General features: G+C 42.1%; 10 protein-coding genes. 1 reads left to right on the top strand and 9 read right to left on the bottom strand.

The genetic code is table 11. The features are described from left to right. Positions 1–159 precede the first annotated feature (159 nt). Positions 160–627, top strand: coding sequence for a transcriptional regulator ArgR (gene argR / locus AN214_RS12230; protein ID WP_054979988.1), 468 nt, complete (start codon positions 160–162; stop codon positions 625–627). A gap of 56 nt (positions 628–683) precedes the next feature. Here the strand turns inward: argR and AN214_RS12225 are convergent, their stop codons facing one another. From AN214_RS12225 to pdhR, 9 genes are all read right to left on the bottom strand, one after another. Further along, positions 684–1,595, bottom strand: a complete 912-nt coding sequence (locus AN214_RS12225; RefSeq protein WP_054979987.1) for a Dyp-type peroxidase — start codon at positions 1,593–1,595, stop codon at positions 684–686. Between the two features lie 14 nt (positions 1,596–1,609). After that, positions 1,610–2,668 (bottom strand): ABC transporter ATP-binding protein, encoded by a 1,059-nt coding sequence (locus AN214_RS12220; RefSeq protein WP_054979986.1) that lies wholly within the window; start codon positions 2,666–2,668, stop codon positions 1,610–1,612. Then, positions 2,661–4,307 (bottom strand): iron ABC transporter permease, encoded by a 1,647-nt coding sequence (locus tag AN214_RS12215; RefSeq protein ID WP_054979985.1) that lies wholly within the window; start codon positions 4,305–4,307, stop codon positions 2,661–2,663. Before AN214_RS12215 ends, AN214_RS12220 begins: the two co-directional genes overlap by 8 nt. Further along, on the bottom strand, positions 4,307–5,308 hold the full coding sequence (locus AN214_RS12210; protein WP_054979984.1) for a Fe(3+) ABC transporter substrate-binding protein: 1,002 nt from the start codon (positions 5,306–5,308) through the stop codon (positions 4,307–4,309). Before AN214_RS12210 ends, AN214_RS12215 begins: the two co-directional genes overlap by 1 nt. A 786-nt stretch (positions 5,309–6,094) precedes the next feature. After that, positions 6,095–6,766, bottom strand: coding sequence for a tRNA-uridine aminocarboxypropyltransferase (locus tag AN214_RS12205; protein WP_010561734.1), 672 nt, complete (start codon positions 6,764–6,766; stop codon positions 6,095–6,097). A gap of 130 nt (positions 6,767–6,896) precedes the next feature. Then, a complete protein-coding gene (lpdA, locus tag AN214_RS12200; protein WP_054979983.1) occupies positions 6,897–8,321 on the bottom strand; it encodes a dihydrolipoyl dehydrogenase in 1,425 nt (474 codons plus the stop codon). Positions 8,322–8,558: 237 nt separating this feature from the next. Further along, positions 8,559–10,448 carry a pyruvate dehydrogenase complex dihydrolipoyllysine-residue acetyltransferase gene (gene aceF, locus AN214_RS12195; protein ID WP_054979982.1) on the bottom strand — a complete coding sequence of 630 codons (1,890 nt, stop codon included), beginning with the start codon at positions 10,446–10,448 and terminating at the stop codon, positions 8,559–8,561. Positions 10,449–10,460: 12 nt separating this feature from the next. Continuing rightward, entirely contained in the window at positions 10,461–13,127 is a 2,667-nt protein-coding gene (gene aceE / locus AN214_RS12190) for a pyruvate dehydrogenase (acetyl-transferring), homodimeric type (RefSeq protein ID WP_054979981.1), read from the bottom strand. A 69-nt stretch (positions 13,128–13,196) separates the two neighbouring features. Further along, positions 13,197–13,943, bottom strand: coding sequence for a pyruvate dehydrogenase complex transcriptional repressor PdhR (gene pdhR, locus AN214_RS12185; protein WP_010561738.1), 747 nt, complete (start codon positions 13,941–13,943; stop codon positions 13,197–13,199). Positions 13,944–14,340 lie beyond the last annotated feature (397 nt).

Here is a 14,340-nt window from a genome sequence, read left to right as displayed (position 1 = left end):
CTAGATTAGTTGACAACGCTATCAATTAAAAAAATCGCATTTTCATTGAGATTAATTCAACTCTAATTGAATTAATCTGACGATTTTATTAATGCAATTACCCCTAACTTGTGTAAAATTTAAGGTAACGTCCATCAATTGGTTAAACAGCCCGTTCACATGCAAATACAAGATAAACAAGAAGCGCTGGTTAAAGCGTTCAAAGCCCTTTTAAAAGAAGAAAACTTTGGTTCACAAGGCGAGATTGTTGATGCCTTAAAAGACATGGGTTTTGACAATATTAGTCAGAGCAAAGTGTCTCGCATGTTAAGTAAATTTGGCGCTGTACGCACACGTAATGCGAAACAAGAGATGGTGTATTGTTTACCTGCAGAAATGGGTGTACCAACAGCGAAAAGCCCGCTGCGCCAGCTGGTAATTGATATTATGCATAACGAAATGATGATCATCATTCGTACCAGTCCAGGTGCTGCACAACTGATTGCGCGTTTGCTCGATTCACTTGGCAAAGCAGACGGTGTGTTAGGGACCATTGCTGGTGATGATACAATTTTTATCGCCCCTGAAAAAGTCTCTGAAATTGACGTTACACTTGAGCGCGTTAAAAAGTTATTCGAAAACGTTTAAAACTAATTAAGAGAGTTTTGTATAGCATAACTCTCTTAAACTCTAGCTTGCTAAATCTAACTAGCTAATTCCCTTAGCATATTCACAGATGGTGCAAAAAACGCCGCACCAAAATCACTTTTCGCAAACTCCAGCCACATATCTGGGCCATTATCATCAATGTAGCCTAAACGGTGTTTGAGAAGCGTTTGAAACGCATAGCCATTATTTGCACAGCTAATAAATAAAAAGCCCTGTTGGTTAATATCAGCAAATGGCATGCCTTGATTTAAAAATAATGCATTGCCATCTTCATCGTAAAGCTCTGTACGAGCACTATGGCTATTTTCTGGAGCGCAGCTAACCGCTTGGTTAGAATTAGCCATTCGCCCCATTACAATCTCTTGTTCAGCTTTTGAGATTTCTTGCCATGCCTTTAAGTCATAACGATAACGCTGCACATGAATATAGCTGCCCGCAGAAAACGCAACGTCTTCATCTCCCACTAAAGCAACAAGCTGCTTTTTGCGACCATGTGGATTAGCTACACCATAAATAAAGCCATTTAGGTCACGACCGTCTAAATAATGAAAACACTTTACTTGGTCAATCAGCTCAATATCACCACTCAGTAATTCAATTACCTCCATCACAAACAAATGAACTACATCAAGGCGATCTGCCCTAATTTGAATCATTAAATCTATTGGACGTGATGGCGTAGCATGCTCAATATGTTCAAATTGCGGAAAGCCTGCCAACGTTTTTGGCATTTTACTGGGGTAAATATGTGGCCAGAACTGGGAACCTATCGCCACAACACAAGACACAAGCGCTTCCGAAAATTCGTGATCAAACCGCTCTTGCATATCAATAATACTTGCCAATTTTTTCGACAAGCTGAGTTCTTGGCCATCTAATACATTTAAAAATAAATGCACACCATGTAAATTGGCTTCAGCACAAACTCCTGATTGCGCTTGTGGCATAGCGGGTTTCCTACTTAATTGTTATTAGTATAAGCGAAATAATTAACCAAATGCGGACGAACATCAATAGCTAATCGCTGACCATAAGCATAGCGTTGATGTTGCGTGCATGGAATTTCAAGTTCTTGTTGCCCTAGTTTTACACGACATAAATAGCGGTTACCAACAAAACGGCTCGCTACAAACTCACCTACTCCCTGTTCGCTTTCGCTCAAAGTTAAGTACTGAGGCTTTAAATATATACAGCCTTTGCCTGACACCTCATCTTGGTCGTCTGTCACAGGTTCAAGTGAAGTAATGGTGCCAAACTCAGTTTTAAATTCAGTGCTTGATGTCGCTTCTGCATCAATAAAAATACCAGCACTTAAAAATGCCGCAACGCCTTTTGTCGCAGGTTTGCGATAAAGTGCTTCTGCTGTGCCTAATTGGGCAATTTTGCCCTCTTCCATAATCGCCAGCTTATCGGCGAAAGCAAAAGCTTCCTCTTTGGAGTGGGTTACAAAAATGGCAGAAACTTGCTGATCTTTAATAATAAGGCGAATATCATCAATTAATTGGAAACGTACTTGGTGATCGATATTGGAAAATGGTTCATCAAGTAACAATAAACTCGGTTTATACGCCAATGCGCGGGCAATTGCCACACGCTGTTGCTGACCACCTGATAATTGGTGAGGATAGCGCTCAGCAAATGCCTCTAGCTTAATCAGTGACAGCATTTCTTTAACACGCTCGTTGCGTACACTCGAGGATTCTTTATGTAAGCCAAACGCAATGTTTTGCTCAACGGTTAAATGAGGAAACAACGCATAGTCTTGAAACATCATACCGATATTGCGCTCTTGTGGCGGCACATAAAGCGAATCACCGTTAACCGCAACTTGCGCAATCGAAATATTCCCTTTGCTAGGTTTCAACAAACCAGCGATTGCTTTTAACGTGGTGGTTTTGCCACAGCCACTTGCACCGAGTAAACACACAATTTCATTGTCTTTTACCTGCAATGACAAATCTTTTAAGATCGGTTTGCCATTGTAGCTATATTCTAAATTGTTAATCGACAAATTACTCATGAGATGCTTTAGCTTCCATAGTGTTATTAACTAAATATAAAGGGATTAAGCCGACAAGTACGATAAATAATGCCGACACTGAGGCAAGCTCAAGTTGCTCATCACTGACGTATTGAAAAACATAGGTTGCCAGCGTTTCAAAGTCAAAAGGGCGTAATAACAGTGCCGCAGGTAACTCTTTCATACATTCAATAAATACAATTAAACCAGCAGTAAGCATGCCGCGCTTAAGCAGTGGCATATGCACTCGGCGCAAAGTATTGCCTGCACTTACACCCATTGAATGACTTGCCATATCAAGCGATGGCGAAATACGTGCATAGCTAGATTCAATGGCGCCTTGTGAAATCGCATAAAAGCGCACAACGTAAGCAAACATTAAGGCAAAAATAGAACCACTAAACAACAATCCTGGTTCAGCAAACCACTGTGTTGATTCAGCAAAAATATTGAGCTGTTGATCAAGTGCGGTGAGCGGCAGTAGCACTGCTATCGCTAATACGGTACCAGGTAATGCATAACCAGTGCTGGCAACTTTGCCTGGCACACCTGCCCAGCGCGACAAGCTTGAACGTTGATAGAAATTCACCAGCACACTTAACGCAACACAAACAAAACTCACGATTAGCGCTATTTTCAAACTCTGCCAAGCATATAAAAACGCATCGCTATTCCATGCCTCGTTAAAATAGCTCACTGCGTAGCTCAACAAAATAAGAATTGGCAGCACAAACCCTGCAAAAAGTATTAATGCACAATACGCTGTTGCTAACCACGCTGATTTTCCCGATAGGTAATAAAGTGGTCCGTTATTCTCACTTGCACCGCGCTCAAATACCGCTTGGTTGCGTCGGCTAAATTTTTCTACGCCGATCACGACAAACAAAAACAGCAACATAATGCCGGAGATTTTCGCTGCCGCAGTAAGTGAATAGTAACCAAGCCAAGTATCGTATACTGCGGTTGTCAAAGTACTTACAGCAAAATAGTTTACAGTTGCAAAATCTGCCATTGATTCCATGCTGATCAGCGCTAGTGCCGCAGCAATTGCGCCACGCCCCAACGGAATAGATACTTTAAAAAAGCTTTTAACGGGCGAGTAACCCATTACTTGGCTGGCCTGAACTAATTTATAAGATTGCTCTTTAAGTGCCGTTTTAAAAATCAAAAATAAATATGGGTAAAGCACTAACGCAATCATTACGATTGCACCGCCTAGCGTGCGAATATCAAAGAACCAATAATCATTCGGTGACTGCCAGCCAAAAACCGCGCGAAGCCATGACTGAATGGGGCCCGCATAATCAAATAAGTCGGTGTAAATATAGGCGATAATATAAGTTGGCATTGCAAGTGGTAGCATTAATGCCCACTCGAAATGCTTTTTACCGGGAAAGTCGCTGTAGGCACAAAGCCATGCTAGCGGCAACGCAATCACACAACTAAGCAAGCAGACGCCAAAAATCAACACTATGGTATTAAAAGTGTAATCCCACAATACTGTTTGTTTTAAGTGTTCAAAGACTTCCTTATCAGGCTGGAAGGATTCAAAAATCAGGAACAATAACGGAAGCGACAGGCAAAAGCCTGTCGCGAAAGCAATAAACTGCCATTTAGACAGTGAAAAATTAAGGCGCATTAAAGATCAAATTTTACCTCGTCGATTAGCTTCAATGCCAATGGACGGTATTCACTTACCTTTGTTAATGGCAGTGCATCTTCCTTAAATTTGCCCCAAGACGCCACCAACTCAGACACTTCAACATCCGTCTTTACCGGATATTCCATATTCACTGAAGCATACATATTCTGAGCTTTGTTGTCAGTCATAAATTCGATTAATTTTAATGCGTTAGTCGTATTTTTTCCGTACTTGGTTAAAACCGCACCAGATACATTAATATGTGAGCCACGATCTTGCTGATTTGGGAAATTAATGTATACAGACTCAGCCCAAGGCACTTGCTTTGGATCGTTCAGCATTTTACCAAAATAATAACTGTTACCAAGCGCTACATCACACAAGCCTTCTTTTACTGCTTTTACTTGTGCACGGTCGTTACCTTGTGGCTTACGTGCTAAGTTTGCTTTTAATCCCTTTAACCACTCACGCGCTTCTGCCTCGCCATGATGCGCAATCATAGAAGCAACTAAGCCCAAATTATAAGGGTGCTTACCTGAGCGCATACAAATTTTGCCTTTGTATTCAGGTTTTGCGAGATCTTCATAGGTTAACGTGTCTAACTTACCAACACGCTCTTTAGACGAGTAAACATTACGTACACGTTTAGTCAGTGCAACCCAATTTCCTTCGTCATCACGAAATTGCTTTGGTACATTTTTTTCGATTACGTTACTTTTAATTGGTTGCACTAAGCCTTCATCTTCAAGCTGTAACAGCGCACTAAAGTTAGACGTAAGCACCATATCGGCTTTCGTGTATTTACCTTCTTTTTTAAGTTTTTCAATTAAACCTTTTTTTGCAAAAACAACTTTTGTTTCAATACCTGTCTCTTTTGTGAACTCTTGCAGAATAGGTTCAATTAAAAAGCCCTGACGATAAGAGTAAATATTAACAACATCTTTTGCTGCAACTTCACCAGCTGCTAGCAGTGCGAGTAATGCGATTGCTTTTTTCATATTCTAGAACCATTAATAAGAAGTATTATCACTTGAATTGTATCTATCTGATATTGAATGTACAGCGTTAAATGCACTCAATTTAATTAAATGAAAACTATTTTCAGTTAGAAGAGCAAAGGACATTAGCGAATTTAGTTGTAGGATATATCTCACAGCCCCCCCCTACTTATCTCAAAAAACGAGGTGAACACACGCACCCAAAATAGTTAACACCTTGTTTTATAAAAACATAACCACGTTAAACTCTATATTTCAGCAATAAAACAAATTCACTAAGCCATTTTATATAGTTTTATTCAACAACCACTGCTCTAGAATTAACAGTGTCAAAAGGAAATGGACTGAATTGACCTTACTTAGGATTAGTAAGCGGCAGGAGCTGATAGGATTTACTAGATGGATTTTGGGCTAGGATGCCAAGGGAATTGATGGTTTACAGGATGTGGACCTTAAACGGATTTTCTTACAGGATTGTAAATAGGATAGATGGATTGAGCACGGATTTAGCTCATTGACGAGTCATGTCAAAATAGGGATATCAAGGATTGCACTAATCAAACAAAGATATGTGCATAGCAGGACGCTAATAAGATTCCGTTAAGGCGCAGCTTTAAGCTGCGCTTTTTATTTGCCTAAAACTCACTTATCACGTTTTGAATATGCGCTTTAAGCCACTAGTTTACTGCACTCACCCTTCAAGAAATGACTCATTTCTAATATCGAAAAATAACACGTTAGGTTTTAGCTCACCGCAAATTCATCACACGAATTTGAGTCGTATTATTACGGCACTAATTTACTGCGTTTACCCTTAAGGTAAGCATTTCTAAAATCAATAAAATGACGCTCTAATTTTTGTGACGCATCAAGCTCTCCTGCAAGTTCTAACACCATAATGGCCACTTCAGCAGTACCCAATTGGTGCTCAAATGCGGCAACACGTAAATGATATTCGGAGAGCTTTTCAGGGCTAATAGATAAAATCGGAAAACCGTCTAAATAAGGGCTTTTGCGAATCATTTTCTTCGCTTCACGCCAAGTACCATCTAAAAAGACAAATAACGGTTTTTTACCTGCAATACGACTGACCTGTTTAACAACCCGGTCTACTGGCATATTATCTTCAGGAAACACGATAAAGGGTTGGTATTTATCACTTTGTAATAAATCTAAAAGCGCTTTATCTGGCTCTGTTCTGTCCCAACGAAAGGCATAATTGTCAGGCACAATATCAGCAATTAAACGTCCTGTATTTGACGGCTTAAAACTCTCATTGTGATACATCAGCAAACAAACTGCAGCATCACAATTTGCCTCTTCGATACCATCACAAATACATAAGGTTTCAGATAACAAACAATGCTCACAGCGCGATAATTTTGAACCGCGCGCTTTATATTCACGCTTTGCTGCAGCGATCTGTTGTTGCCTAAGTGCTAATACTGAATTTTTCAATCGACCTCTCCCAAACAAGCGGCGTATTCTAACTTTTTTTGGCGCTTTGAGCTAATACTAAGCCGATGTACAAAATCTAGATAATAAAAAACCCAGCACAATGGCTGGGTTTCTCTAAAGAAGTGTTAGATTACTTCTTTTTAACTGCTTTTTTGTTTGGAAGGTCAGTGATTGAACCTTCGAAAATTTCTGCAGCTAGACCGATTGACTCGTTCAGTGTTGGGTGAGCGTGAATTGTAAGCGCTAAGTCTTCACCATCTGCGCCCATTTCAACCGCTAGGCCGATTTCACCAAGCATTTCACCTGCGTTGATACCAACCATTGCACCACCGATAACGCGACCTGAGTCTTTATCGAAGATAAGCTTAGTTGAACCTTCAGTACGAGCTGAAGCAATTGCACGGCCAGATGCTGCCCACGGGAATACCGCTGTTTCAATTTTAAGGCCTTGCTCTTTTGCTTCTTTCTCAGTTACACCAACCCATGCAATTTCTGGATCTGTGTATGCAATTGAAGGGATACACTTAGGATCGAAATAATGCTTCTTACCAGAGATAACTTCAGCTGCAACGTGTGCTTCGTGAACCGCTTTGTGTGCAAGCATTGGTTGACCAACGATATCACCAATCGCGAAGATGTGGTTTACGTTTGTCTTCATTTGCTTGTCAGTGTTGATAAAGCCACGCTCATCAACTGCTACGCCCGCTTTTTCAGCGTCAAGTAGTTTACCGTTCGGAGTACGACCCACAGCAACAAGTACTTTGTCGTAACGAACAGCTTCAGCTGGTGCGTTTTTACCTTCAAATGAAACGTATAGACCGTCTTCTTTCGCTTCAACTGCAACCACTTTAGTAGAAAGCATTACGTTGAACTTGTTCTTAACGTACTTTTGGTAAATCTTGATAACGTCTTTATCAGCTGCTGGTACTAGTTGATCAGCAAATTCAACAACGTCGATTTGTGAACCTAGTGCACGGTAAACAGTACCCATCTCTAAACCGATGATACCACCACCTAATACAAGTAGCTTTTCAGGAACGTCTTTAAGTTCAAGCGCGCCTGTTGAGTCAATTACACGATCATCTTCAGGGATGAAAGGTAGGTTTACAGGTTGAGAACCCGCAGCGATAATTGCATTATCGAAAGTAACAGTAGTTGTACCGTTTTCGCCTTCAACAGCAATGGTGTTAGAACCTGTGAATTTGCCGTAACCGTTAACTACGTTAACTTTACGCATTTTCGCCATGCCGTCTAGGCCGCCAGTAAGTTGACCGATTACAGACTCTTTCCATGAACGGATTTTGTCTAGGTCGATTTGAGGAGCACCGAAAGTAACACCGTGAGACGCCATTTCAGCTGCGTCGTCAATTACTTTAGCTACGTGTAAAAGTGCTTTTGAAGGAATACAACCTACGTTTAAGCACACACCACCTAAAGTATCGCGTGATTCGATTAATGTTACATCTAAACCTAAATCAGCAGCACGGAATGCTGCAGAGTAACCACCAGGACCACCGCCTAGTACAACAACTTGAGTTTTGATTTCGTTGCTCATGTTATTACCTTAACTGTTATTCGAACGGGATAATACGAGAATTGTATCACCCAAACTCCTGCCTATTTATCTCAATTAACAAGACTTTGGGCAGATAAATTAATATTGCGCGAAATTCTAGCATTGCCGTTTACATATGTCGTGCAATTTTCAAGAGATTTCGTTCAATTAATACTATTTGCTACATCAGAGCGATAAACAAAACGCATAACCGAAGTTATGCGTTAAGCTCTTTTCTTACATTACTAACTGGCGAATGTCGCTCAAGTAAGCTGCAAGAGTTGCAGTAAAGCGTGCTGCTAACGCACCGTCAATTACACGGTGGTCGTATGAACAGCTTAGCGGCACCATTAGGCGCGGCTCAAACTCTTTACCATTCCACTTCGGCTTCATGTCTGACTTAGACACGCCTAAGATAGCAACTTCTGGTGCATTTACGATTGGTGTAAACGCAGTACCACCGATGCCACCTAGGCTAGAAATCGTGAAACAACCGCCCTGCATATCAGATGCAGTTAGTTTACCTTCACGTGCTTTGCCAGAGATTTCCATCAACTCACGAGATAACTCAATGATGCCTTTTTTGTTCACGTCACGAACAACAGGAACAACTAGACCATTTGGTGTATCTACTGCGATACCAATGTTTACATACTTCTTAAGAATTAAGCTTTCGCCATCTTCAGACAGTGATGAGTTAAACGTTGGGAACTCTTCAAGTGCTTTAGCCGCGGCTTTCATTACGAATACTAATGGTGTGATCTTCACACCCATTTTCTTCTTCTCAGCCAGTACATTCTGTTCTTTACGGAATGCTTCTAGCGTGGTGATGTCTGCTTCGTCAAACTGTGTAACATGCGGGATCTGTACCCAGTTACGGTGAAGGTTTGCACCAGAAAGCTTTTGAATGCGAGAAAGCTTCTTCTCTTCAACTTCACCAAACTTGCTGAAATCTACTTTTGGCCAAGGAATTAGGTTTAGCTCGCCACCGCCAGTGTTGCCACCTTTAGATAGCTGACCTGATTCAACTTGCTTCACTAACTCTTTCACATAGTTTTGTACGTCTTCTTTAAGTACACGATTCTTACGACCTGTACCCTTAACGCGTGCAAGGTTAACACCAAACTCACGAGCAAGACGACGAACAACCGGAGACGCATGCGCATATTGATCGTTCGCTACAAACTCATCTTTTTGCGCTGAAGCAGTCGGTGCTGGTGCAGGTTTTGCTGCTGGAGCTGGTGCCGCGGAAGGAGCTGATGCAGGTGCAGCCGCCGCAGGAGCCGCAACCGGTGCTGAACCCTGAGTTTCAAATACAAACACCAAAGAACCCGTTGATACTTTACCGCCAACTTCTACTTTGATTTCTTTAACCGTACCTGCAAATGGTGCTGGTACTTCCATTGAAGCCTTATCACCTTCAACGTTTAAGATTGACTGATCTTCCGAAACGCTGTCGCCTACTGCAACCATGATCTCAGTAACTTCAACTTCATCACCGCCGATATCAGGTACATGCACTTCTTTCAGTTCAGCTGCTGCCGGTGCTGCTGGTGCAGGAGCAACCTCAGCTGCAACAGGTGCCGCCGCGCCAGTTTCAAATACGAATACTAGCGAGCCCGTTGATACTTTACCGCCAACTTCAACTTTGATTTCTTTAACTGTACCGCCAAATGGTGCTGGCACTTCCATAGAAGCCTTGTCGCCTTCTACGTTTAAGATTGATTGGTCAGCTTCAACCACGTCGCCTACGGCAATCATGATCTCAGTTACTTCAACCTCGTCACCACCGATATCTGGTACGTGAACCTCAACTAATTCAGATGCCGCTGCTGGAGCAGGTGCAGCTGCTGGGGCTGCTGGTGCTTCAGGCTCGGCTGCTGCAGGTGCATCACCCGCAGCATCAAAAATCATAATTAAAGAGCCAGTTGCAACAGTGTCGCCTTCAGCTACTTTAATTTCTTTCACTGTACCCGCTTGTGCAGCTGGCACTTCCATTGAAGCTTTATCACCTTCAACTGAAATAAGAGATTGATCAACTTCAACTGTATCACCTACGTTAACTAGGATCTCAGTTACTTCAACCTCATCTGCACCAATGTCTGGAACATGAATTTCGATTGCCATTCTATCTGCCTCTTATGCGTATAGTGGGTTAGTTTTCGTTGTGTCGATATCAAATTTCTTGATAGCGTCTGCCACAACTGATGCGTCAACTTTACCTTGCTTAACAAGCTCTGTAAGTGCAGCGACTACAACGTAACCTGCATTTACTTCGAAGTGACGACGTAAGTTTTCACGGCTGTCTGAACGACCATAACCGTCAGTACCTAGTACTTTGTAAGATGCGCTTGGCATGTATGCACGTACTTGCTCTGCATAGTTTTTCATATAGTCAGTTGCCGCAATTGCTGGAGACTCACCTAATACAGTTGTGATGTAAGGTACTTTTGCATCGCTTGTTGGGTTAAGCATGTTGAAACGCTCAACGTCTTGACCATCACGTGCAAGCTCATTGAATGACGTTACAGAGAATACATCTGAACCAATGCCATATTCTTCGCTTAGGATCTGACCTGCTTTACGTACTTCGTTTAAGATAGTACCTGAACCCATTAGCTGAACGTGTGCTTTGTCGCCAGCGTTGTCTTCAAGCTTGTAGATACCCTTACGAATACCTTCTTCCGCACCTTCTGGCATTGCAGGCTGAGCATAGTTCTCGTTCATTAACGTTAAGTAGTAGAACACGTTTTCTTGCTCAGGACCGTACATACGACGGATACCGTCTTGTAGGATTACCGCTACTTCAAATACGAACGTTGGGTCATAAGAAATACAGTTAGGAATAGTACCCGCTTGAATGTGCGAGTGACCGTCTTCGTGCTGCAGACCTTCACCGTTAAGGGTTGTACGACCAGCCGTTGCACCGAGTAAGAAACCACGCGCTTGTTGGTCACCCGCCATCCACGCCATGTCGCCAACACGTTGGAAACCGAACATAGAGTAATAGATGTAGAATGGGATCATTGGTAGGTCATTTGTCGAGTATGATGTTGCAGCAGCAACCCATGAAGACATTGCACCTAGCTCGTTGATACCTTCTTGAAGTACCTGACCTGATGTTGCTTCTTTGTAGTAAGAAACGATATCACGGTCTTGCGGTGTGTAGTTCTGACCATGTGGGTTGTAAATACCGATTTGACGGAATAAACCTTCCATACCAAAGGTACGAGCTTCATCCGCAATGATAGGTACGATGTTTTTACCTACGCCTTTATCTTTTAATAAGATATTTAGCGCACGTACATAACCCATAGTCGTAGAAATATCACGCTTTTGCTCTTCTAGAAGTGGCTTAAATTGCTCTAGCGTTGGAATTTCTAGTGCTTGCGTGAAGTTAGGTAAACGCTGTGGCGTGTAGCCGTGTAATGCTTTACGACGCGCATGTAAGTATTCGTACTCTGTAGAGCCTTCTTCAAGCTTCAGGTATGGTAAGTCTTTGATTTGCTCATCAGATACCAAGTCTTCAAGGCCAAGACGTGAACGAAGGTGTTCAACGTGTGTCATGTCCATTTTCTTAACTTGGTGCGCAATGTTTTTACCTTCAGCTGCTTCACCCATGCCGTAACCTTTAACCGTTTTAGCTAAGATTACAGTAGGACGACCTTTTGTCTCTTGCGCTGCTTTATATGCTGCGAAAAGCTTAGACGTATCGTGACCACCACGCTTAAGCGCGAAGATCTCGTCATCAGTCATATCTGCAACAAGCGCTGCAGTTTCTGGGTAACGACCAAAGAAGTGTTCACGCACGTAAGCACCGTCTTTTGACTTATAAGTCTGGTAATCACCGTCGATTGTTTCATTCATAAGCTGTAAAAGCTTACCCGACGTATCTTTAGCAAGTAGTAGATCCCAACCAGAACCCCAAACTACTTTAATTACGTTCCAGCCAGCGCCTTTAAATAGACCTTCAAGTTCTTGAATGATCTTACCATTACCCATTACTGGGCCATCTAGGCGCTGTAAGTTACAGTTAATTAGGTAACATAGGTTATCTAGCTTCTCACGGGCAGCGAAAGAAATTGCACCACGTGATTCTGGCTCATCCATCTCACCATCACCTAAGAACGCATAAACGCGCTGCTCGTTAGTCTCTTTCAGACCGCGACCTTCTAGGTATTTAAGGAAACGTGCTTGGTAGATAGATGCGATTGGACCTAGACCCATAGATACCGTTGGGAACTGCCAAAATTCAGGCATTAACTTAGGGTGCGGGTATGAAGAAATACCGTTGCCGTCTACTTCTTGACGGAAGTTATCAAGTTGCTCTTCTGTTAAACGACCTTCTAGGAAAGCACGTGCGTAGATACCAGGTGAAATGTGACCTTGGTAATAAACTAAATCGCCACCGTCTTTCTCGTTTGGTGCACGGAAGAAGTGGTTAAAACACATTTCGTAGAATGCAGCTGAAGACTGGTAAGACGCCATGTGGCCGCCTAGCTCTAAGTCTTTCTTAGACGCACGTAATACGATCATGATTGCATTCCAACGCACGATTGAACGAATACGACGCTCAATTGTTGTGTCACCTGGATACGCAGGTTCTTGATCTGCTGGGATAGTATTCACATAGTTAGTTGTGATACCAGTTGGCATATCTACGCCGTCAAGACGTGCTTGCTCTAGTACTTGTTCAAGTAAAAACTGTGCGCGTTCAACGCCTTCTTCTTTTACTACTGACTCAAGCGCTTGCAACCACTCTTGGGTTTCTAACGCGTCAACGTCAATTTTATTGACTTCAGACATATGGAGTGTTCCTTATGTTTAAATTCAAATTTATCCCTAACAGATAAATCGAGTTATGTTTCAAATCGTTTAATTTTTTTGCGAACGGCGTAAACTGCGCTCAATACGAGAGTGCTCTTTACCCGCTTGCAATAAAGCTTCTTCAATAAAGGCTAAGTGCGCATTACTTGCGTCACGTGCTTTATCTGGTTGTCCTGTAATTACTGCATCAAACAGGAATTTTCTGTGTTCAGCCAGTTGCGTTTTAACATCTGATTTTTGCACTAATACCATTAAATTCTGCTGAATATTTTGCTCAAGTAATGATTTCATACCGCGAATTAAGTGCAGCAACACTACGTTGTGCGATGCTTCTGCTACGGCAAAATGAAAGGCATTGATCATTTGAGCTTGGGTTTCAATATCATTTGCAGTTGCAATGGCATCAAAACACTTGGAAATATATTCAAAATCTGTATCAGTACCACGAAGTGCCGCATAGTAGGCTGCGATACCTTCTAAGGCATGACGGAATTCAAGTAGGTCGAATTGTGATTCAGGGTGTTTGGAAATCAAATCAAACAGTGGATCTGTCATGCCACCCTCAAGCTGGTTTTTAACATAAGTACCGCCACCTTGGCGACGTGTTACCAGCCCTCTCGCTTCCAATTTTTGAATCGCTTCACGTAATGAAGGACGTGACACTTCAAATTGTTTCGCCAGCTCACGCTCCGGAGGTAGTTTTTCGCCGGGCGCCAACGAGCCCTCAAGAATCATATTCTCAAGTTGTTCTAAAATCACATCCGACAGCTTAGCGGCTTTTATCTTAAATGACATAGGCTTTTGAAGTAACCTTCTGTTTTCCGTTCCTAATCAAGCAAATAGTGTGTCAAATTCGCAAAAGGTAAATTGGTCATACCAAAAATTAGCGATTAAATTATCAGAAATACGGTGAATAGTCAAAATTATCAAGATTAATGGCATAACTATTCAATGCAGTGTTTTTTGCCTAAAAATAGTTTGGCAACGATGCACTAAACCTCAGGTTACGTACGAGATAAGAAATCAAACACCATTAAAGGTAGACAAAAAATAACAGAATAATTATTTAATTGGTGAAAAAGTAAAATGGTCAGACCAGATAAGGTTCAGGGTTCAGGGTTCAGGGTTCAGGGTTCAGGGTTCAGGGTTCAGGGTTCAGGGTTCAGGGTTCAGGGTTCAGGGTTCAGGGTTC

Origin of the sequence: Pseudoalteromonas sp. P1-9, from assembly GCF_001399975.1 — a bacterium.
Taxonomy (GTDB): Bacteria; Pseudomonadota; Gammaproteobacteria; order Enterobacterales; family Alteromonadaceae; genus Pseudoalteromonas.
Note: the sequence above shows the minus strand (reverse complement) of the source record. Positions and strands in the feature narration are given on the sequence as shown.

Coding starts and splice junctions, on each gene's coding strand:
- AN214_RS12210 (WP_054979984.1), bottom strand. CDS start 5,308: ATGAAAAAAGCAATCGCATTACTCGCACTGCTAGCAGCTGGTGAAGTT.
- aceF (WP_054979982.1), bottom strand. CDS start 10,448: ATGGCAATCGAAATTCATGTTCCAGACATTGGTGCAGATGAGGTTGAA.
- AN214_RS12225 (WP_054979987.1), bottom strand. CDS start 1,595: ATGCCACAAGCGCAATCAGGAGTTTGTGCTGAAGCCAATTTACATGGT.
- aceE (WP_054979981.1), bottom strand. CDS start 13,127: ATGTCTGAAGTCAATAAAATTGACGTTGACGCGTTAGAAACCCAAGAG.
- AN214_RS12215 (WP_054979985.1), bottom strand. CDS start 4,307: ATGCGCCTTAATTTTTCACTGTCTAAATGGCAGTTTATTGCTTTCGCG.
- lpdA (WP_054979983.1), bottom strand. CDS start 8,321: ATGAGCAACGAAATCAAAACTCAAGTTGTTGTACTAGGCGGTGGTCCT.
- AN214_RS12220 (WP_054979986.1), bottom strand. CDS start 2,668: ATGAGTAATTTGTCGATTAACAATTTAGAATATAGCTACAATGGCAAA.
- argR (WP_054979988.1), top strand. CDS start 160: ATGCAAATACAAGATAAACAAGAAGCGCTGGTTAAAGCGTTCAAAGCC.
- pdhR (WP_010561738.1), bottom strand. CDS start 13,943: ATGTCATTTAAGATAAAAGCCGCTAAGCTGTCGGATGTGATTTTAGAA.